This window comes from Clostridium septicum (assembly GCF_003606265.1).
Taxonomy (GTDB): Bacteria; Bacillota; Clostridia; order Clostridiales; family Clostridiaceae; genus Clostridium; species Clostridium septicum.
Genome location: NZ_CP023671.1, coordinates 2,929,740 through 2,949,770, shown reverse-complemented (window position 1 = coordinate 2,949,770; position 20,031 = coordinate 2,929,740). Strand labels below are relative to the sequence as shown.

The following is a 20,031-nucleotide window of genomic DNA, read 5'->3' as shown; positions in this document are numbered from 1 at the left end:
CCTTTTGTTCTAGGTGTTATTTTTTATTAAAGGGGATAATTATTGATTAATGATGAATCTTTTTTGCATCATCAACATATTTATATAATACACTTCTATTGTGTCAATACTGTTACAAAAAGCATACAAAATTATTAATAAACACTAACTAATTAAAGTTTCTCTTGGTATTTTAAATACCTTTCTCCAAAGAAGTATGTCTATAGCTAAAATAATTATGCTATAAATATATACACCTCCTGGTATTAATGTAGCTAAATAATGTACTCCTACAATAATTCCCATTAAAAACATAACTAATATAGTTGAAGCAATATCCCCTCCGCCACTTTCACCAGCTTTAAACATTGTTGTAAATGGTAATGCTTTATCTCCTATACTAAAACTCATAATTACAACTAATATAGATACTAGAAAAACTACTATTAAATGTTTTATAACTCCAAAGGAATATAAAAATATATATAATGCACTTAATATTAATATAACTGGCATTATAAGCTTAACATATAATGCTTTTATTGTTCCTTTAAATACAGCAGCTAAATCCTGAATTGGCGTAACTTGATAAATCCATGCTCCTTTATACTTTTCTGAAAACTTCATCATCATTATAACTGTTGGTATGATTATAACCACAATATATATACATAAAAAGCTTTTGCTCTCAGGAAGCCTTGCTATCCATTCTCCAAAACTTTCTTTATTTGATTTTCCTATAAACATAAATATAAGAGGAAATACTAGTCCCATTGCCACATTTGGATATACTTTAAGTTTATATTCTCTTTCTGAAGTTATTAGATCATTTGTAAAATTATAAAATATTCTCTCTTCTCTATTTCTACAAATTAATTTACCTATTTTTTTATTTAAACCTTCTTTTGATTTTTTTCTATTACAAGTATTATTATTTAACTTTTGTAAATATTGTTCAAAAGATGGTATTAGTTTTAAATAAACTCCTATTATAATAATAGGAACTAATATAGCAAGTATAGTCATAATAATAAAATTAACGTTTATGTTATTATTAACTATCATTTCTAAAGGAGCTGCAAACCACATTGGAGGTATAAGAAAATGCTTTATCTTAGGAATATATGAAACTGTTAAATCTACAATATTAAACATTCTAGGAATAATTTGAGATATAGAAATCATAAATATACTTAAAATTATTTGAACAATATTTATAATATCTTTAAGCTTTTCTCCATCAAAAAATTTAAGCACTAAAAAATATGCCAAGGCAGTTATCATAATCATTAACAAATCGATTAATATTATATCTATTAAAAAAACTAAAAAGAAAAATATTCCATATCTTAATGAGGCTACTAATGAGAATCCTGCCATTGCTAATGTTAAATATACTAAATAAATAATAACATGAGTCATCTTAGCTGCATTAATAGTTTCTAGGTTTACTCCTTTAGTTCCTATTATGTTTTTATCTCTTACATCTAAAATTACAGATGAGTAATCTGAAATAAATATAGTTAATATCATAAACATAAACATTGAAAAATATAAACTCATTTGATACATAATATTCGTTTTAAATACTACCAAGAACATCATGAAAAACCCATAAAAAGCATATACAACTAATGCATAAATAAAATTATTAGAATCCTCAGTTTCTTTACGCTTTCCATTAAATACTGTAGAAGTTCTTCTTTTATCCATAGTTAACTTGACACTTAATATAAGCTTCATTAAATCATAGTCTACACCTGATTTTATATATATCCCCTTGAATTTGTCTAATAATTTAAAAATCTTAAACTCCTTCATACTACACCTCTTCAACTATGGATATAAAATTTTCTGCTAATTCTTTATGATCATTAAAGCCTGTTAACTCATTAAATATTTCTTCAAGAGTTCCTTCTTTACAACTATTTTGAAGTTCATCAAAAGCACCATCTGCTACTATATTTCCATTATTTATAAGAACAATTCTATCGCTTATTTTTTCAACTACTTCCATTATATGAGAGGAATAAAATATTGTCTTTCCTTTCCTTGAAAGTTCTGCTAATATTTCCTTAATAATCATTACACTATTAGCATCTAATCCACTTAATGGTTCATCTAAAAATAATATATCTGGATTATGCAATAAGCTTGATATTATTATTAATTTTTGTTTCATTCCTTTAGAATATGATGATATTCTTTTATTATAAACTTCCTCTATTCCTAAAACACGCATTAATTTTTTAGCTTTTCTATTTACATCATAATAATTAAATCCATAAAGTTGTCCTATAAAAGTAAGATACTCTTTACCTGTTAAACTATCATAAATTTCTGGTACTTCTGGTACATATCCTATTTTCTTTTTGTAACTTTCATCTCCATTTGATATATCTTGTCCAAAAACTTTAACTTCTCCAGTAAATCCTTTAACTAACCCTAGTATTATCTTTACAGTTGTACTTTTACCTGCTCCATTTGGTCCTATGTATCCAATTATATTACCTTTTCGTATTTCTAAGTTTATACCCTTTAATACTTCTTTATTTCCATAACTCATTTTTAAATCTTTTATTTCTATTACTTTATCATTTAAATTACACATAAAAACTCCCCCTTATGTTAACATTTTATTGTATAAAGGGGATTTTGTAAATATTTTGTTAATTTTTATTAGTTTTTTTTAATTCCTTTAACTTCTTTTCCAAATTATAAACTCTTACATTCGATTTTAACTTTGCAATAAACATATCTTCGTTTACTGGTTTTGTTATAAAGTCATTAGCTCCAGTATTAAGTAAATTGGCTAAAGTTTTTTCATTATCTAATCCTGTAACTGCTATTATAGATGCATCTATATTATTTCTTCTTATTTTCCTTATAATATCTTTTCCAAATTCATTTTTAAGTATTATATCAATTAAATATATATCATATTTTTTATTACTATTTAAAAGCAATTCACCTGACATATAATAATCAACATTTTTTATTCCATAATCCTCTAGTAATTTTTTTTCTATTATTCTTTCAAGTTTATTATCTTCTAAAACAGCAATACTAACTTCTTTTAAACACTCCATATACTCATCTTCCCTAAAAATATTATCTAGGTGTTTTCTTATTTCTTCTTTCATATCTTTTTTTAATATATATTCACTAATACCTAAATTAATAATTTTTCTACTATGTTCATCAATATCATTGCTAGTAACAACAAATATAGGAATATTATATTTTGAATTTACATCTTTAACAAACTCCTCGATTTTACCACCCTTTGCATATAAAGATGTTATTATTAAATCTATATGATTTTCTCTTAATATTGAATTTGCTTCATTAAAGTTTTCTGTAGAGATATATTCATATCCCTTTTCTAAAACCTCACTTTCAACTATCTTTAAGAAAAATTCACTTTGTTCAATATGCAATACTGTATACATACTTATTCCCCTTACCTCTTAATATTTTATTTATATTTTCGAAATAAGGAGTTAACTCTTTACAATAGCTATAAAGTATTTTCGGCTTTATAATAAATTATAGCTTTATTTAAAAAGTCTATAGTTTTTATTGGAGCCTTTCCTATAGATGTTTCTCCTGCTAATAAAAAACCTCTTACTCCTTTTTTTATGAAATTATATATACTTTCAACTTCTGGTAAACTTGCTCTACTTCCATTTTTCATACTATTTAGTAGATTAGTCGCCATTATTATATTTTTATTATTTTTAACTATATATTCTATTGCCTTATCTTCTAATTTAACAGCCTCTAAAAGACCTGCCTCCGGAACTAAATCACCTCTACCTATTACAACATTATCAGTAACTTTTATTATTTCCTTTAAATTTTTAATTCCTTTTGGAGTTTCAACCTTAGCCCAAATCTCTGGCTTTTTATAATCACTAAATTCTATATTTATATATTCTTTTAAAAATTCGATATCCTCCTTACTTTCCACATATGATTGACAAATAATATCTATATCTTTTTCTATACTCCATCTAATATCATTTTTATCTTTTTCACTTAAAAAAGGTATATCTCTTTTTAAATCTGGAATATTACACCCCTTTCCACTTCTAACTATTCCTCCTCTTATAACCTTTGCTTTTATTATTCCTTGTTTTTTTTCTAAAATCTCAAAATTCATAGTATTATCTTTCATAGATATATTATTTATACATCTATTTAATAATAATTCCGCTGGAATTGTTAATGGAATTAATTTCATGTCCTTTAAATTTTCAATATTTATATTAGTATAAAAATCTTCTCCACAAAAATATATAGTTTCTCCATTATATATTTTATAAATATCTTTTAATTTTGGTGATACTCTTATTTTTTCTCCACATAAGTCAGTCATTATATGTATATCCTTTTTTATTTCCCTTGAATAGCTAACTACATTTGAAAATTCCTCTTTATTAAAATGAGAACAATTTAACCTCAATATGTCTACTCCTTTATTAATAAATTCTTTTAACACCCATTTTTCCTCTGATCTAGGACCTACTGTTGCTATAATATGCATACTTTCTTCTCCTAAAATTACTAATCATTTATTATTACTACAATACTATTTGATTTATTACAAAGAATTACAAAATAAAAACTCCAACAGAAAACTGTTAGAGTTATTGCATTTTTAATAATATTTCAATAATTTCATCTAAGCAATAATCTTCTATAATATCTCTATCTTCCATAGGAATTTTCATATACACAGCTGGTGAATTAGTATTTTTCACTAAATATAAATTACTTCCCCCTATACAATTCAATTCTTTATTTAACCTAGTAATAACCTTTTTTAATTCATTACAGCATACTTCTGACAAAAAATTTTCATCATAAAATAATTCATATTTAGAAATATTATCTACAAATTCAATACCCATGTAAAAATCAACTTTTGTTACGTTAGCTAATAAAGTTTTTCTAAAAACTATTTGCCCTTTGTTTCCTCTTTCCTCATTTGACAAGTCAACTACCCAATGTCCTCTTTCCTTCATTTTCTCTACTACAGTAAGCAATATTTTCCTATTATTAATATCAATTCCAACCTTCAAGATATCCTCCAAGGAAAATTATTTATAATTATATACTATTCCTTAAAAGTTAAAAATGTTCTAAATTTTATTATTTTAGAATAAGTTTATAAAGAAAATTGATATAGTTGGAGGAGCAAAGTGAAGAAATACTTTAAATTAATCATTACTTTATTATTCATTTGTATTTTATCTGGATGTGGTCTTACTGGTCCTGAATACATAAATTCTAAAAATAAACCAACACCTTATTTTTATACTGAAGAAATCTATTCAAAACTTACAAAAAAAGAACACTATACCCTTAAAATTTTTGATTTAAATATTTATAAATATTATGATGTTAACCCTGAAGAACATAGTATAGTTCTTGAATTTATAGAATGCCTAAAAAAAGAAAGCTATAATACTAATATAGACGCTGGAATTAATCCTAGATATAAATTAATTATAGAATTTGATGATGCAAAATATGTAATTAATGCCTTTAATGATAAACAAATTTCTATAAATCCATGGGATGGAATATACGAACCTGATTATATAAGTATGGATGGAATACCTGACTATTATAATCTTTATAAGTTCTGTGACTATATTGAAAAAATTTCTCGTGGTTTTGAAGGTTAATTTTAAATAATAAAAAGATGGATATTAATTTCAATATCCATCGAGAGAATAGATAATTCTGTGTAATTATCATTTTTATTATTTTAATATTACTGGAAATTTTCATTTCCAGTAATATTTTTTTATATTTAAGAAATACTAATAATGTTTCTTATTACCTTTTTTAGTATTTCAAAAAAATCTAATAGTATGCATATAATTTATAAAAAGTACAAGCTTTTAAGCTAATTCATCTTTTAATTGATCTTCAAATATTATTGATAGCTCTGCTAACGTAGCACCCCAATTATGTATAGGCTGAGTCCATTTTTCTAGTATCTCCATCGTTGCTAAGTAAACACACTTATTTAAAGATTCATCAGTTGGGAATATGACTCTAACTTTAGTGAATTTACGTATTTGACGATTAAAACCTTCTAAGATATTTGTAGTATAAATCATCTTTCTTATAGTTGGAGAGAAGTCGAAAAATGTTGAAAGGTTACTCCAATTATTATACCAGGAATCTATTACTATTCCATATTTATCTCCCCATCTCTCCTTTAAATTATCTAGCTGTGCTAACGCAAGTTCCTCTGTTGTAGCCTTATAAACCTCCTTCAAATCTTTCATAAATGCTTTTTTATCTTTTGAAGCTATGTATTTTATTGAATTTCTTATTTGATGAACAATACATGTTTGAATATTTACTGATGGAAATACTGTTTTTATAGCTTGTGGAAGCCCTTTTAATCCATCCATACAAGCAATTAAAATTTCTTTTACACCTCTATTTTTTAAATCATTGCAAATTCCTAACCAGAATTTAGCACCTTCAGCTTCATCAACCCATATACCTAAAATATCTTTATATCCTTCCATAGTGTATCCTAAGCATATATAGACAGCCTTGTTAACTATCTTTCCATTACTTCTAACTTTAAAGTACATAGCATCTAAATAAACTATTGGATATATTTTATCTAATGCTCTATTTTGCCATTCGGCGGCGCTAGCAAGCACTTTATCAGTTATTTTAGATACCATCGATGGTGATATAGTTATTCCATATAAGTCTTCAATTTCAGCCTGAATATCAGATGTTGACATACCTTTAGCATATAAAGATATAATCTTTTTATCTAACTCAGTACACACAGTTTCATATTTTTTTATAATTTGTGGCTCAAATTCAGCATTTCTATCACGGGGTACGTCTAGGTCGACGTCACCGAAGGAACTTCTTAAATTTTTGCGACTATAACCATTCCTGTAGTTCTTCTTAGTTTGATCAACTACTTCTACACGTTCATATTTATTTCTTCCTAGATGTTCTTCCATTTCACCTTCTAATATATTTTCAAGAACATCTTTAACTAATCTTTGTATTAATCCGTTTTTACCCATCACATCATCGATTGTTTTACATCTTTTAATTTCCTCGTTGTAATCAAAGTTGGTATCAATTTTTCTTGTCATAATAATTCCTCCTAATTTATATAGTATATTATTCCAAAACTTCCAACTGTTAATACAAAAAAACAGTAGATAGTTTTGTTTTTACACAAAACTATCTACTGTCTCTATCCATCTTTTTATTTACTTTAAATTGGCTTTTTTTATATCTCTTAATAATTGAAATACTCTTTTATTTAGAATTGGATGTAACATATTAGGTGCAATTTCATTTAATGGTTCTAATACAAATTCTCTTTCTTCCATTCTAGGATGAGGAATTATAACTTCTTCATCATTAGAAATTAAATCATCATAAAATATTATATCTAAGTCTATTATTCTAGGTCCCCATCTTAAAATTCTCTCTCTTTTCATATCATTTTCTATTGATAAAAGAGTTTTTATAAGTTCCTTTGGTGAAAGTATAGTTTCTACTTCTATAACACCATTTATAAATGTGTCTTGATCTTCAAATCCCCATGGTTCTGTTTCTATTAAATTAGAAACTTTTGACACAGTTATATTTTTATTTTCTTTTATTCTATTAATAGCCTCTTTTATGTTATGTTCTTTTCCACCTATATTACTTCCTAGAGCAATATAAGCTTTATGCCAACCTCTAACTATTTCTATAGCTGCATAATCTAAATGTCTATTTATTGGAGCCCACGGCTTTTTAAGTGTAACCTTAACTTCTTTTACAAGCTTATAATTAAATAATATAAACTCTGCTACCTTTTCTGCTACTGTTTCTATTAAATCATAGCTTTCCTTTTGAAATTCCTCTTCAATCTTATGACATAACTCTCCATAATGTACTGATTTAGTTAAATCTCCTGTTATAGCTGCTTCTCTTGTATCTAGCTTAAGTTCTAAACTTATTATAAATTTTTGACCTAGATTTTTTTCTTCCTGAAATACTCCATGATTAGCAAATATCTCTATATTTTCTAAATATAATTTATCCATAAACCTTTACCTTCTATCTCGCTTTTAATATTTTGTCTGTCATTATAGCTACTCTCTTATTCTCTTTAATATCATGTACTCTAACAAAGTTACACCCTTTCATTATACCTATTACAGTAGTTGAAAGTGTTCCTTCTACTCTATCATTTGCTGGAAGATCTAAAGTTAATCCTATCATTGATTTTCTAGATGTTGCAAGAAGAACTGGATATCCCATACTTACTATTTTCTCTAAGTTATTCATAACAATTAAATTCTCTTCATAAGTCTTGGCAAAGCCTATTCCTGGATCTAATATTATATCTTCTTTAGCTACCCCTGCTTCTAATGCAATATTTATACTTTCTTCTAAATCTAAAATCATATCATCCATTAAATTTTCATATTTTTTCTCTTCTCTATTATGCATTAAAATACATTGAACTTTATATTTAGCTGCAACCTTAGCTATATTTCTATCTCTTTTAAAGCCCCAAACATCATTTATTATATCTGCTCCAGCTTTTATTGCTTCTTCTGCTGTCTTACTTTTATAAGTATCTATAGATATAATTACATCTAATTCTTCTTTTATGGCTTTTATTATTGGAACTACCCTCTTTATCTCCTCTTCTTCTGATACATATCCAGCTCCTGGCCTAGTTGATTCTCCACCAATATCTATAATATCAACACCTTCTGCAACCATTTCCTTTGCTCTTTTTACAGCGGATTGAACATCATTAAATTGTCCACCATCGGAAAACGAATCTGGTGTTACATTTAATATTCCCATAATAAACGTTCTGTCTTTTATATTAAATTCCTTATTTCCTATTTTCATAAAATCCCCCTATCTTAGTACCTCGATCTGTTAAGTTATATGAACATTGCTCTTCTCAACCCAAGGAAATACAATAGGTTTGCAAGACTAAATAATACCCCCTTCGAAAAGGAGAGAAGAACAATGAGCAAAACTAATATAAAATGCCCACGCTATAATTCTGATAAACTATATAAGTTTGGTATGAATAAGCAGGCTAAACAAAAGTATCAATGTAAGCAGTGTAAGCGCCAATTCGTCCTAGGCGACGGTGACGGACGTCCTAAACTAAATAATCCTAAATGTCCTAGATGCGGTAAGGGAACTTACTTACATCATGCATATAAACATTACAATCGCTATAAGTGCAATAACAAGAAGTGTAATCACATAATAGTAAAACATCACACCACCAATATTGATACAGCTTCTAGTGAATTAGTTAGTGGTTCCCTTTCAATGAAAGGAATGCGTTTTCCGCTACATGTAATACTAACTGCATTAACACTATATTTTTTAAATAATTCATCAACAAGAGCCATTTCTCAATTCTTGATGATTAACGCTGGTATTAAGGTATCCCATGTTACTATAGCAAGTTGGACTAATAAATTTGCACCTTTCTTTAAACAAAAGGCTGATAAATTTAAAGCTAGTTTAAACTTACAATCTGACGATTGGCACGCTGATGAAACAGTAGTATTTATTAATGGTGAAAGATACTACCTTTGGTTAGCTATTGATTCAGAAACTAGATTTATTTTAGCATTTCATTTAACTAAATCTAGAAGTTCTGATTCAGCATACACATTGGTAAATGAAGCTAAAAAATTTGGTGAACCAGCTAATTTTATAACTGATAGATTACCTTCATATAATGAAGCCGTGGCTACGCTATTGCCCAATACAACTCATATTCCTGTAGCTCCAATGTCTAGTGATACAAATAATAATTTAATTGAATCATTTAATAAAACATTTAAAGCCTGGTATAAAACCAAGAAAGGATTCAACTCTTTTCAAAAAGCTAATAACCTTATATATTTATTTATCTTTCACTATAACTTTATTAGACCACATGGATCATTAAATAACTGTACTCCAGCAGAAGTTGCCGGCTTCGCCAGCGATAGCTTTGCTAAAAACTCTTGGTTTTCAGCATCTTAATTAAATTTAATACCTTTATTTAACCTGCAAAAATCAATTTTATTGCTGGTTTATTTTCCATACAATAAAATATTCAAACTTATATAATTTTCAAAGAGCGAGCAATTCTATGAAAAATCAAGCTATTTTTTCATATCAACTTAACAGATTCTAGTACCTTATAAATTTATTCTTTTTCTCTTCATCCCAGTAACATTTGTTAATTGCTTTGCAAGAAAAACAATTTCTAGATAGCTTGTCACTTTCATAAATTATTTTTGCAAGGTCAAGTTCGCCACCCTCTCTATGATTTTCAATACAATCTAAAATAAGCTTAATTTCTAAACTAGAAAAGTTACTTTTTAAAAGCAATTCTCTAGCTATTATTACGCTTCCTTTATGGTGTGGTATATTTTTTTCATATTCTAAAACTCTACCTATATCATGTAAAAATGCAATAGTATAAACTATTTCTTTATCATAAGGTAACCTATTTTCTAAAACTCTTATATAAGCAATTCTTGCTAAATCAGTAAAATGATTAAAATCATGCCTACAAAACTCTCTATCTTTTTCATAAAACTCTATTTTCTTTATGTATTCTTTATATTCAACACTATTTAATATATCATTTAATCTATTCAAAAAAGCTTTCACCTCTATTTTATTAAAGAAAGAACCTCTTTTCTTAATTCATAATCTTCTTTAAATCTGCCTCTATAAGTTGTAGTTACAGTCTTAGTTCCAGGCTTTCTAACTCCTCTCATAGTCATACACATATGCTCAGCTTCTATAACTACCATTACACCTTCTGCTCCTAAATACTCCATTAAAGCATCTGCCACTTCTGACGTTAACTTTTCTTGAAGTTGTGGCTTTTTAGCATAAACCTCAACACATCTTGCTAATTTAGACAATCCTGCAACTCTTTCATTTGGTATATATGCTATATGAGCCTTCCCATAAAAAGGTACTAAATGGTGTTCACACATAGAAAAGAAAGTTATATCTTTTTCTATAACCAAATCATTATTTTCTACTTTAAATGTCTTTGATAATGCATCTTCTGCCGTTTGTCCAATACCTGAAAAAATTTCTTCATACATTCTTGCTATTCTATCAGGTGTTTCTATTAACCCTTCTCTGTTTACATCTTCTCCAATTGCCTCTAGTATTAACTTTACCCCAGTTTTAATTTTCTCTTTATCTATCATTATGCCCCTCCTAGTTTTTCTATATCCACTAGATATTTTCTATTTATGCTATCAGTAAATTTATGTTCTCTAAATATTTTATCTTCAATACTAATAACTTTCATTATACCTAATAAGCTATTAGTTATAAATACCTCATCTGAATTTATTAAATCATTTAATGTTAACTTCACTTCTTCACAATTAGTATTTTTTAAAATATATTCTCTTATAATTCCATTTAAAAGTCCAGATTCTATTTTAGGTGTATATAATTTATTATCTTTAACAAGAAATATATTTGATGTACTTCCTTCAGTTAAATATCCTTTTTCGTTTAAAAATATAACCTCATTATATCCTTCTTTTTTAGCTTTTTTATTTTCTAATAAATTATCCATATAACTTATAGACTTTATATAAACTAAAGGAGAAGTTGAATTTCTAATAACCTTTGAAATCTTTAATTTAAAACCATTTTTATAATCTTCCTTTGAATAAGGTATATCCCTTTCTGTTAAAATTATATTTTTAGGAGAAACTAAAACCTTCAATACTTTATTTCTTAAATGTAATTTCTCTATTTCTTTATCTAAAAAATCTTCTTTAATCTTATCTCCTAACTCTAATAGCTCTATTCCTCTATTTAACCTACATATATGTTCCTTTAAAAATATTGGTTTTTCCTTAATTAAAATTGTTTCAAATACACCTCTTCCAAAGAAAATTCCTTCATCTAAAATAATTTTCTCATCATTATATATAATATTTCTCATTATAATACCCTCATTAACGCTTTAGCCTTATCTAAAGTTTCATTATACTCATCTTCTTCTATAGAATCATAAGTTATTCCTCCGCCAACACCAAAATAAGCTTTGTTTTCTTTTTTAACAATAGTCCTTATTACTATATTAAAATCTGAATTTCCTCTTAAATCAAAATAGCCAATAGAGCCTGTATAAAGATTTCTTTTTACCCCTTCTAGCTCTTCAATTATTTCCATAGCTCTTATTTTAGGTGTCCCTGTTATTGATCCCCCAGGGAAGCATTCTCTAATGCATTCAACTGCTGATACTTCTTCCTTTAATTCACCTTCTACTGTTGAAACTAAATGAAATACTGTTGCATATTCTTCTAATTTAAACAATTCAGTAACTTTTACTGAATGATTTTTACAAACTTTGCTTAAATCATTTCTCTCTAAATCTACAACCATTAAAAGTTCTGCTTTATCTTTTTCACTATTTAATAATTCTTGACTATTTTTATAATCTTCTTCTTTAGTATTTCCCCTAGGTCTAGTACCTTTTATAGGCCTAGTATGAACCTTTCTATCTTTAACTTGAATAAATCTTTCTGGAGATGAACTAATAACTTGAAAATCATCATAATTCATAAATGCAGAAAACGGAGCCTTATTTATACTTCTTAACCTCTTATAAATTTTAAAGGCATCATCGTTACAATCACAAAAAAACCTTTGTGTCATATTAGCAATATATACATCTCCACTAATTATATAATCCTTAAGTTTTGATATAGCATTTTTATATTCTTTCTTTGTAAAATTAGAGTTAAAATTCTTATTTTTTCCCTCTATATCCTCTTCGTTTAATCTAACTCCTAATTTTATTTTACATTCTATTTCATCTAAGGATTTTTCACTATTTTTAACTACTCCTAAAGATGTTATATACTTCTTATTATTTATTAAATCAAAAATTATTAAATTATCATAAAAGGAAAACCTCATATCAGGAATTATAAAATCTTCCTTTGATGTATTAGGTAAATCTTCTAGTATTCTACATGTATCATAAGAAATATATCCTATACAACCCGATAAAAAAGGTATTTCATCATACTTATCCTCAACTATTCTATACTTACTTATTAGACTTTCTAGTATATTAAAAGGATTCCCTGTAATCTCCTTATCATTTATAAAAGCTTTATTTCCTTTTGATTCAAATTTTAAAAATTCATTAATTCCTATAAATGAAAATTTTGATAAAAGTCTATCATCTTTTGATGAATCTAATAGTATACTATTTTTCTTATCTTTAAATATATTATAAACCTCTAAAGGATTTAATGATGTTACTATTTCACGTATATTTAAATCCAATTAAAAACTCTCCCCTTTAAACTCTCTTGTAATATTTAAAAAATTATTTAAAAGATTATGTCCTTCCTCTGTCATTTCAGCTTCAGGATGGAACTGTACTCCAAATATAGGATAATTTTTATGATTTACTCCCATAATTATCCCATCATCTGTTTCACAGCTTACTTCTAACTCATTAGGTAAAGTATTTTTATCTAATATTAACGAATGATATCGTGTAACTCTAAGTGGATTTTTAATCCCTTTAAAAATCCCACTATTACTGTGTGTCACCATGCTCATTTTCCCATGAACAGGTTCTTTTCCTTTTATTATATCTCCTCCAAAATAATCACCTATACATTGATGCCCAAGACATATTCCAAGTATAGGAATTTTACCTTTAAAATAATCTATTATTTCTAAGCTTCTTCCTGCTTCTTTAGGGGATTTAGGTCCAGGTGATATTATAATTCCATTAACTTTTAATTTCTCTATTTCTTCAATTGTTATTTTGTTGTTTCTATAAATTATTACTTCTTCTCCTAATTCTTCTATGTACCTTACAAGGTTAAATACAAAGGAGTCATAATTATCAAGCATTAATAACATAGGTTTCCTCCTTAATATATAATGATTTTAAATACTTACAATATTATGTTAAAATAAATTTATTGAATAAATTATATCATAACAAATTAAAATTTAAAGTTCATATATATAATTAACAAAATAAATATAATGTTGAAGGGAGATTTTCTAATGATAAAATATGACCTACATACCCATTCAACATCTTCAGATGGAAGATATTCACCTAGAGATGTTGTTAAATTAGCCAAAGAAAATGGAGTCGAATATTTGGCATTAACTGATCACGATACACTCTCTGGTATAAATGATGCCCTTTTAGAAGCTAAAAAACTTAATATTAACTTTATTCCTGGAATAGAATTATCTACTGAATTTAATCATGAGTCTATACATGTTTTAGGATTTTTTAAAGGTGACGATTATAAAAATCCAGAACTTAAAGGCTTTCTAGAATCTTTAAAAGAAAAAAGGATAAAAAGAGCTTATGAAATAGTAGAGAGATTAAAAAAATATAATAATATAGAAATAGATATTAATAATGTCTTAAAAAACGGAAAAGACACAATTGCAAGGCCCCATATTGCCAAAGCAATAATAGAAGCTGGCTATCCTCATGATCATGAATATATATTTAAAAATATTTTAGGTGATAACTGCCCTGCATATGTTCCATCTGCAAAAATCACTACAGAAGAAGGGATTAAACTATTAAAAAAATATAATGCTTTAGTGTTTTTAGCTCACCCTGTATTAGTAAAACATACACCTATAAAGGAATTACTTAAATTAGGTTTTGATGGCTTAGAAGCAATATATTTTAGAAATAAATCTAAAAAAACTAAAGAATTTTTACATCTTGCAGAAGAATTAAATTTATTAGTTTCTTGCGGCTCTGACTGTCATGGTATACCAAATGACTGTAGCCATGGAACTGTTGGAGAAATTCCTTTCCCTGATGATATTGATGTTGATAAATACATGAATTGGTTAAAATAAAGAAATGAGGATTTTACTCCTCATTTTTTTATTTAATAAAATTTATTTTCGAATTTTTTCTTCTTTATTTCCATCTATAGCTTTTGGTTCTGGTTCTTTTATAACACCATCATCTTTAAACCATTTATTACAAGTTGTTGGATTATTAACTATACCTAAAGCAACTAAAATAGATAAAATAGCATTAGTAGCAGTTTGATATTCAGGTGCTACAACCTTAACTCCAAAAGCATTTAATATTAGTGGTATTAAAGATATTATAGATACCCATAACCCATAGTTTTTAAATCTTGACCAGTCGAAATTTTTCATAATAAAAAATCCCCCTTTTTCTTATGGTTATATAATATAATACTCTCATTAAATACCATCTGTGAAAATTAGGAGATTTTTATTTTTCTATTTAGCTTCTAAAAAAGCTTTATATCCATTTTTAGTTTCAAATATATCTACTTTACTTGATACTTCCCAAGGAGCGTGCATATTTTGTAGAGCAACTCCACAATCTATAACTTCCATATTATACTCAGCTAATATATAAGCTATAGTTCCGCCACCACCTTGATCAACTTTTCCAAGTTCTGCTGTTTGGAATGATACGTTGTTACTATCCATAACATTTCTAAGCCATGCCATAAATTCTGCATTTGCATCATTACATCCACTTTTACCTCTTGCTCCTGTGTATTTACTAAATACTAATCCCCTTCCGAAATAAGAAGAATTTTTCTTTTCTAAAACTGAAGGATAATTAGGATCATATGCAGCTGTTACATCTGCTGAAAGCATTTTTGAATTTGCAAGTGCTCTTCTAAGCTTAAGTTCTGAATAATCTCCAGTTCTATCCATTACTTCTGCAACAACATTTTCAAAGAATTTTGAATGCATACCAGTAGCTCCATTGCTTCCAACTTCTTCTTTATCAACTAATAAAACTACTGATGTATAATCTACATCATCAACTTCTAATAAAGCCATTAATGAAGTATAAGCACAAATTCTATCATCTTGACCATATGCCATAACCATACTTCTGTCTAAACCAAATTCTCTAGCTTTCCCTGCTGGTACTACTTCTAGTTCGGCTGATAGAAAGTCTTCTTCTTCAAAATCATATTTTTCTTTAAGAAGCTTTAAAATATTTGCTTTAACAGCATCTTTTTTTTCACCCTCTAATGGCATATTACCTACTAATATATTTAAATCTTCACCTTCTATAACATTAGACCCCTTCTTTTGAAGTTGATCTCCTGCAAGATGTATAAGAAGATCTGAAACTCCTATTACTGGATCTTTATCGTCTTCACCTATAACAACATCTATTTTAGTTCCATCTTTTTTAACTACTACTCCATGTATTGCAAGTGGAAGTGTAACCCACTGATATTTTTTAACACCACCATAATAATGAGTATCCATCATAGCAAGTTCTCCATCCTCATATAATGGATTTTGTTTTAAATCTAATCTTGGAGAATCAACATGTGCTCCTAAAATTCTCATTCCCTTTTCAATAGGCTCTTTTCCAATAAGAAATAATGCTAACATTTTGTCTTTATTATTTATAAAAACCTTATCACCAGCTTTTAAATCTTCTCCATTTTCTATTATTTCTTCTAGATCTCTATAACCCATAGCTTGAACCATATCTATAGCTGTAAGAACACATTCTCTTTCTGTTTTACATACAGACATATAGTCTATATATCCATTACAAAAATGAAAAATTTCTTCTTTATCTTTATTATTGTACTTTAACCAAGCACTTTTACTTTTTAGCTTTTCACTCATTTTTAAATCCTCCTATTCTAATCTAAATATATTTTTTATTCTAAAACTTTATCCATTCTACTTTCAATAATATCTACTGGAGTAACATCAGACATACGATAATATCTATAATTTACTGCAGCTGCCTCTATAATAACAGCTATATTTCTCCCAGGTCTAACAGGTATTCTTAACCTTCTAACCTTAACTCCTAATATATCTTGATGCTCATTATTTAAACCAAGTCTATCATAGTCTCCATCATCTTTCCAATGTTCAAAATGCATAACTAGCTTTATATCTTTTTGTTGAAGAACAGAACTTACACCATATAAAGCAGAAATATCTATTATCCCTATTCCTCTAACTTCTAACATTCCTATTGTTATTCTAGGGGATGTACCTATAAGCTCCCCATCTATTTCTTTTATATCTACTGCATCATCTGTTACTAATCTATGACCTCTTTTAATAAGTTCTAATGCAGTTTCACTTTTGCCTATACCACTTTCACCTGTAATAAGTATCCCTATTCCATATACGTCAACCAAAACTCCATGTAATCTAGTTTCTGGTGCTAGTTTATCTGCTAAATATATAGTAAGTTTACTCATAAATTTAGTTGTTACCAAATTACTTCTAAGTAACCATATCTTATTTTTTTTCGCTGCTCTAAGTAATTCCTTGTGTGGTTCAAGGTCTCTTGTTATTATTAGACACTTTATGTTAAAGCTAAAATATTTTTCTACCCTTTTTCTTCTAAGCTCTACTGCCATGTCATCTAAAAAACTCCATTCTGCTTTACCAATCACTTGAATTCTTTCTGAAGCAAAATAGTTATAAAAACCAGCTAATTGTAAACCTGGTCTATTAATATCACTTACAGATATCATTGTATCCGGTTGACCTTCTACTAAAACCTCTAAATCAAAATCATTTATTAACTTCTCAACTGAAACTGCCACTACTCATCACCCTTTTAACTTTTTCTACTCGTTGGATTTTTAGGTTCAATCCCTTCTAACTGAACTTTAAAATTACTTTTAACTCTATCAATATATACTCTTCTTAATTTTTGTTGTTCTTCTTTTTCCTCTTCATTTAAACCTTCTTCTTTACTCTTTTTATAAAGCTCATTTATTCTCTTTATTATATCATCTATTTTCATATCATTGTAATCCATATCATTTACTTCCTTTCCTTTTGTATGTAATTGTACCTTTATTACATTTTACATTCAAATTAATTTAATATCAACTCTATAAAAAATTCGACATATACCATAAATTATCTATTTTCCTTTATTCTAAAGTCTTTGTGGCATTCCCAGAAATTAATTATCTTTTTTCTACATTTTTTACTATAAATAACTAGTATTTTTTTTACTTTTATGTAACTATTTGTCTTATGCTTTGTATTTACATTTTTATCATATTTGGTATAATAATGATATAAACACATAAAATTTGTAAATTAATAGAGGTGATGATATGTTTAAAATTTCATATAATAACAAAATAACTTACAGAAAACTTTTGTTAAACTTTCTTCTAAAATATTTATCCCCAACCAATCCTATAATTATTTATGTTTCTCAAAATTTAGATAAATTAATAGTAGATTCACAAAAAACTATATATGAAAATCACATAAAAAATACTCTTTTTAGAAAGGCCTATAAAAAGGCAGCCTAAAAAGAGTATTTATCTCTCTTTTGGAGTTTTATCTCCACTTTGTTTTTATAAATTTTTTAATTAAAACATTTATATTCTTTAAAATATTTGAACAGCAAAAAACACCCCTTTAAAGAGGTGTTGAATGCATATATTGTTCCCAACATGCCGTTCACTTAAATATTCATACCTGCAGCTCGCAGGTGGGTTTCACTCACTTAGATTCTGTTATCTCCTGCCACTAAAAAGTGAATTTCTGAAGTCCGACATCATCATAAGGTGTTGCAAATCCCGTACATATAATGTAGGTTGAATATTATAAGCTTTACGCACATCTCAGGATTATTATGATTTTATTATACCACATTTTTATAGTAGTTCAATATAAATTTTATATATATCCTTCTATATCTGCTAAATGAAATCCTTTACCACTTCTTCTATTGTAATATCATCTAATCCATTTGTAAACAACGCCATAAATTGGACATAATTCGAATTATTTGAATCCATTTGGAATGCCATTATTTCTCCTGAAACATCTAACTCATCCACTATTTCTTCTATTATTGAAAGTACTTCATCATTAGCAAAATCATATAAATACGGAATAAAATATTCCTTTATCCATTCTATACTTTCAAATTCGTAATCACTTTCTTCATTAGCATAAGCTTTTGCAGCATTTAAAACATCTTCGTCAAAATCAAAATAAAATTTAACTAGTAATAAATCTTCCTCGCTTCTTAGTTCTTCTATTTCTGATAAATTATTTTCATCTAGAATATTTAATATTTCAGTAATATTCATTTCCATTCCTCCTTAATTTAATATAACAATTTTTTATATTCTTTTTTTACTGCCAAAAATTCCTTATCATCTTCTACAAGATTTAATTCTTGTTTACCATCTTTTTCATCAACTCTAAATACATACACATCTTCTGAATTTGAGTCTTCTAATGATGCTAATAATAAATATTCTTTTTCCTTTATATATATTCTAGCAACTCCTTCAAACTCTACTTTGTTCCCTTCTTCGTCTAAAAAAGTCATTACTTCTCTTTCATCTTCTTTTATATTTACACTATTTTTTTCCATAAGTACTCTCCTCTTTTATTATCATTGTAATTATACTTTATTCTTTTGCATTTTCAAATATTTTTATATATAAAAAAATATATTATCATTTTATTTGATAATATATTTATATAACTTTATATGCATAATTGTCCATTTATTATTTATGTTTATTCTTTTTTATTTCTTTTAAATTATCTAAATGCACTTCTTTCTGAATATTTCCTTTCCTAAAAATTAAAATTTCTGATATATTCTCAATAAACTGCCAATTATTATCTGCCATGTATTTTTTAAAAACATCTGTTGCATCATCTTTTTCACCTATTGCAACATAATATTTGTCTATATAAGGGATCTTTAGTACATCTAAATCCGTGTACATCAATCTTCCCATATTATATCCATGTAACCCTAAAGATCCTAAAAACAAAATTCCTAAAATAGTAACAATATATTTTAGAGTCTTCTTAATATTACTCATTATCTCACCCTATACTTTACAATTTATTTTACTTTTCACAACTTTATGTATTATAACATAATTTATTAATTTTTGTAAAACAATTACAATATATATAGTTATC

General features: G+C 26.9%; 24 protein-coding genes and 1 other RNA gene. 4 read left to right on the top strand and 21 right to left on the bottom strand.

Annotated features, from left to right (window positions below; genetic code table 11):
- Positions 1-144: 144 nt before the first annotated feature.
- The 5 genes from CP523_RS13615 to CP523_RS13595 all read right to left on the bottom strand — a co-directional run bounded on the left by CP523_RS13615 (position 145) and on the right by CP523_RS13595 (position 5,066).
- On the bottom strand, positions 145-1,800 hold the full coding sequence (locus tag CP523_RS13615; RefSeq protein WP_066679030.1) for a hypothetical protein: 1,656 nt from the start codon (positions 1,798-1,800) through the stop codon (positions 145-147).
- Position 1,801: 1 nt separating this feature from the next.
- Positions 1,802-2,590, bottom strand: coding sequence for an ABC transporter ATP-binding protein (locus tag CP523_RS13610; protein WP_066679032.1), 789 nt, complete (start codon positions 2,588-2,590; stop codon positions 1,802-1,804).
- A 58-nt stretch (positions 2,591-2,648) separates the two neighbouring features.
- On the bottom strand, positions 2,649-3,431 hold the full coding sequence (locus tag CP523_RS13605) for a response regulator (protein WP_066679034.1): 783 nt from the start codon (positions 3,429-3,431) through the stop codon (positions 2,649-2,651).
- Positions 3,432-3,499: 68 nt separating this feature from the next.
- Positions 3,500-4,528 carry a pyruvate kinase gene (locus tag CP523_RS13600; RefSeq protein ID WP_066679035.1) on the bottom strand — a complete coding sequence of 343 codons (1,029 nt, stop codon included), beginning with the start codon at positions 4,526-4,528 and terminating at the stop codon, positions 3,500-3,502.
- Between the two features lie 103 nt (positions 4,529-4,631).
- On the bottom strand, positions 4,632-5,066 hold the full coding sequence (locus CP523_RS13595; RefSeq protein ID WP_066679036.1) for an N-acetylmuramoyl-L-alanine amidase CwlD: 435 nt from the start codon (positions 5,064-5,066) through the stop codon (positions 4,632-4,634).
- Positions 5,067-5,186: 120 nt separating this feature from the next.
- On the opposite strand from CP523_RS13595, the gene CP523_RS13590 reads away from it, so the two are divergent.
- Positions 5,187-5,675, top strand: coding sequence for a DUF4883 family protein (locus CP523_RS13590; RefSeq protein WP_066679038.1), 489 nt, complete (start codon positions 5,187-5,189; stop codon positions 5,673-5,675).
- Positions 5,676-5,894: 219 nt separating this feature from the next.
- On the opposite strand, the gene CP523_RS13585 is transcribed toward CP523_RS13590, so the two are convergent.
- The 3 genes from CP523_RS13585 to folP form a co-directional block, all read right to left on the bottom strand.
- Entirely contained in the window at positions 5,895-7,133 is a 1,239-nt protein-coding gene (locus CP523_RS13585; RefSeq protein ID WP_120140764.1) for an IS256 family transposase, read from the bottom strand.
- A 120-nt stretch (positions 7,134-7,253) separates the two neighbouring features.
- The gene (gene folK / locus CP523_RS13580; RefSeq protein ID WP_120140956.1) at positions 7,254-8,081 is read right to left on the bottom strand and encodes a 2-amino-4-hydroxy-6-hydroxymethyldihydropteridine diphosphokinase; all 828 of its coding nucleotides are present in this window, start codon (positions 8,079-8,081) and stop codon (positions 7,254-7,256) included.
- 13 nt (positions 8,082-8,094) lie between these two features.
- Entirely contained in the window at positions 8,095-8,904 is an 810-nt protein-coding gene (gene folP / locus CP523_RS13575) for a dihydropteroate synthase (protein WP_120140955.1), read from the bottom strand.
- A 123-nt stretch (positions 8,905-9,027) separates the two neighbouring features.
- On the opposite strand from folP, the gene CP523_RS13570 reads away from it, so the two are divergent.
- Positions 9,028-10,050: an IS6 family transposase gene (locus tag CP523_RS13570; protein ID WP_120140954.1), complete on the top strand. Its 1,023-nt coding sequence runs from the start codon at positions 9,028-9,030 to the stop codon at positions 10,048-10,050.
- A gap of 150 nt (positions 10,051-10,200) precedes the next feature.
- Here the strand turns inward: CP523_RS13570 and CP523_RS13565 are convergent, their stop codons facing one another.
- The 5 genes from CP523_RS13565 to CP523_RS13545 are packed head-to-tail and all read right to left on the bottom strand — an operon-like array spanning position 10,201 to position 13,944.
- A complete protein-coding gene (locus CP523_RS13565) occupies positions 10,201-10,674 on the bottom strand; it encodes an HD domain-containing protein (RefSeq protein WP_066677594.1) in 474 nt (157 codons plus the stop codon).
- 14 nt (positions 10,675-10,688) lie between these two features.
- Entirely contained in the window at positions 10,689-11,243 is a 555-nt protein-coding gene (gene folE, locus CP523_RS13560; protein WP_066677593.1) for a GTP cyclohydrolase I FolE, read from the bottom strand.
- Positions 11,243-11,998 (bottom strand): aminotransferase class IV, encoded by a 756-nt coding sequence (locus CP523_RS13555; RefSeq protein WP_120140953.1) that lies wholly within the window; start codon positions 11,996-11,998, stop codon positions 11,243-11,245. The genes folE and CP523_RS13555 overlap by 1 nt, the downstream gene beginning before the upstream one ends.
- Positions 11,998-13,353 (bottom strand): aminodeoxychorismate synthase component I, encoded by a 1,356-nt coding sequence (pabB, locus tag CP523_RS13550; protein WP_066677590.1) that lies wholly within the window; start codon positions 13,351-13,353, stop codon positions 11,998-12,000. The genes CP523_RS13555 and pabB overlap by 1 nt, the downstream gene beginning before the upstream one ends.
- The gene (locus CP523_RS13545; protein ID WP_066677588.1) at positions 13,354-13,944 is read right to left on the bottom strand and encodes an anthranilate synthase component II; all 591 of its coding nucleotides are present in this window, start codon (positions 13,942-13,944) and stop codon (positions 13,354-13,356) included. It lies immediately after the preceding gene.
- Between the two features lie 150 nt (positions 13,945-14,094).
- Here CP523_RS13545 and CP523_RS13540 point away from each other — a divergent pair, with 150 nt between their 5' ends.
- Positions 14,095-14,922 carry a PHP domain-containing protein gene (locus CP523_RS13540; RefSeq protein ID WP_066677587.1) on the top strand — a complete coding sequence of 276 codons (828 nt, stop codon included), beginning with the start codon at positions 14,095-14,097 and terminating at the stop codon, positions 14,920-14,922.
- A 42-nt stretch (positions 14,923-14,964) separates the two neighbouring features.
- Here CP523_RS13540 and CP523_RS13535 read toward each other — a convergent pair whose 3' ends face one another.
- The 4 genes from CP523_RS13535 to CP523_RS13520 form a co-directional block, all read right to left on the bottom strand.
- A complete protein-coding gene (locus CP523_RS13535) occupies positions 14,965-15,234 on the bottom strand; it encodes a phage holin (RefSeq protein ID WP_066677586.1) in 270 nt (89 codons plus the stop codon).
- Between the two features lie 87 nt (positions 15,235-15,321).
- Positions 15,322-16,713: an aminopeptidase gene (locus CP523_RS13530; protein ID WP_066677584.1), complete on the bottom strand. Its 1,392-nt coding sequence runs from the start codon at positions 16,711-16,713 to the stop codon at positions 15,322-15,324.
- A gap of 35 nt (positions 16,714-16,748) precedes the next feature.
- On the bottom strand, positions 16,749-17,657 hold the full coding sequence (gene hprK / locus CP523_RS13525; protein WP_066677582.1) for an HPr(Ser) kinase/phosphatase: 909 nt from the start codon (positions 17,655-17,657) through the stop codon (positions 16,749-16,751).
- 14 nt (positions 17,658-17,671) lie between these two features.
- On the bottom strand, positions 17,672-17,875 hold the full coding sequence (locus tag CP523_RS13520) for a DUF896 domain-containing protein (RefSeq protein ID WP_066677580.1): 204 nt from the start codon (positions 17,873-17,875) through the stop codon (positions 17,672-17,674).
- A gap of 307 nt (positions 17,876-18,182) precedes the next feature.
- Between CP523_RS13520 and CP523_RS16660 the strand changes: the two genes are divergently transcribed.
- Positions 18,183-18,386, top strand: a complete 204-nt coding sequence (locus tag CP523_RS16660; protein ID WP_066677579.1) for a Spo0E family sporulation regulatory protein-aspartic acid phosphatase — start codon at positions 18,183-18,185, stop codon at positions 18,384-18,386.
- A gap of 132 nt (positions 18,387-18,518) precedes the next feature.
- Here the strand turns inward: CP523_RS16660 and ssrS are convergent.
- From ssrS to CP523_RS13495, 4 genes are all read right to left on the bottom strand, one after another.
- Positions 18,519-18,711, bottom strand: a non-coding RNA gene (gene ssrS / locus CP523_RS13510) — 6S RNA.
- A 68-nt stretch (positions 18,712-18,779) separates the two neighbouring features.
- Positions 18,780-19,175 carry a hypothetical protein gene (locus CP523_RS13505; protein ID WP_066677577.1) on the bottom strand — a complete coding sequence of 132 codons (396 nt, stop codon included), beginning with the start codon at positions 19,173-19,175 and terminating at the stop codon, positions 18,780-18,782.
- 17 nt (positions 19,176-19,192) lie between these two features.
- Positions 19,193-19,465 (bottom strand): DUF1292 domain-containing protein, encoded by a 273-nt coding sequence (locus CP523_RS13500; protein WP_066677576.1) that lies wholly within the window; start codon positions 19,463-19,465, stop codon positions 19,193-19,195.
- A gap of 139 nt (positions 19,466-19,604) precedes the next feature.
- Positions 19,605-19,928 carry a hypothetical protein gene (locus CP523_RS13495; RefSeq protein ID WP_066677574.1) on the bottom strand — a complete coding sequence of 108 codons (324 nt, stop codon included), beginning with the start codon at positions 19,926-19,928 and terminating at the stop codon, positions 19,605-19,607.
- Positions 19,929-20,031: the final 103 nt, after the last annotated feature.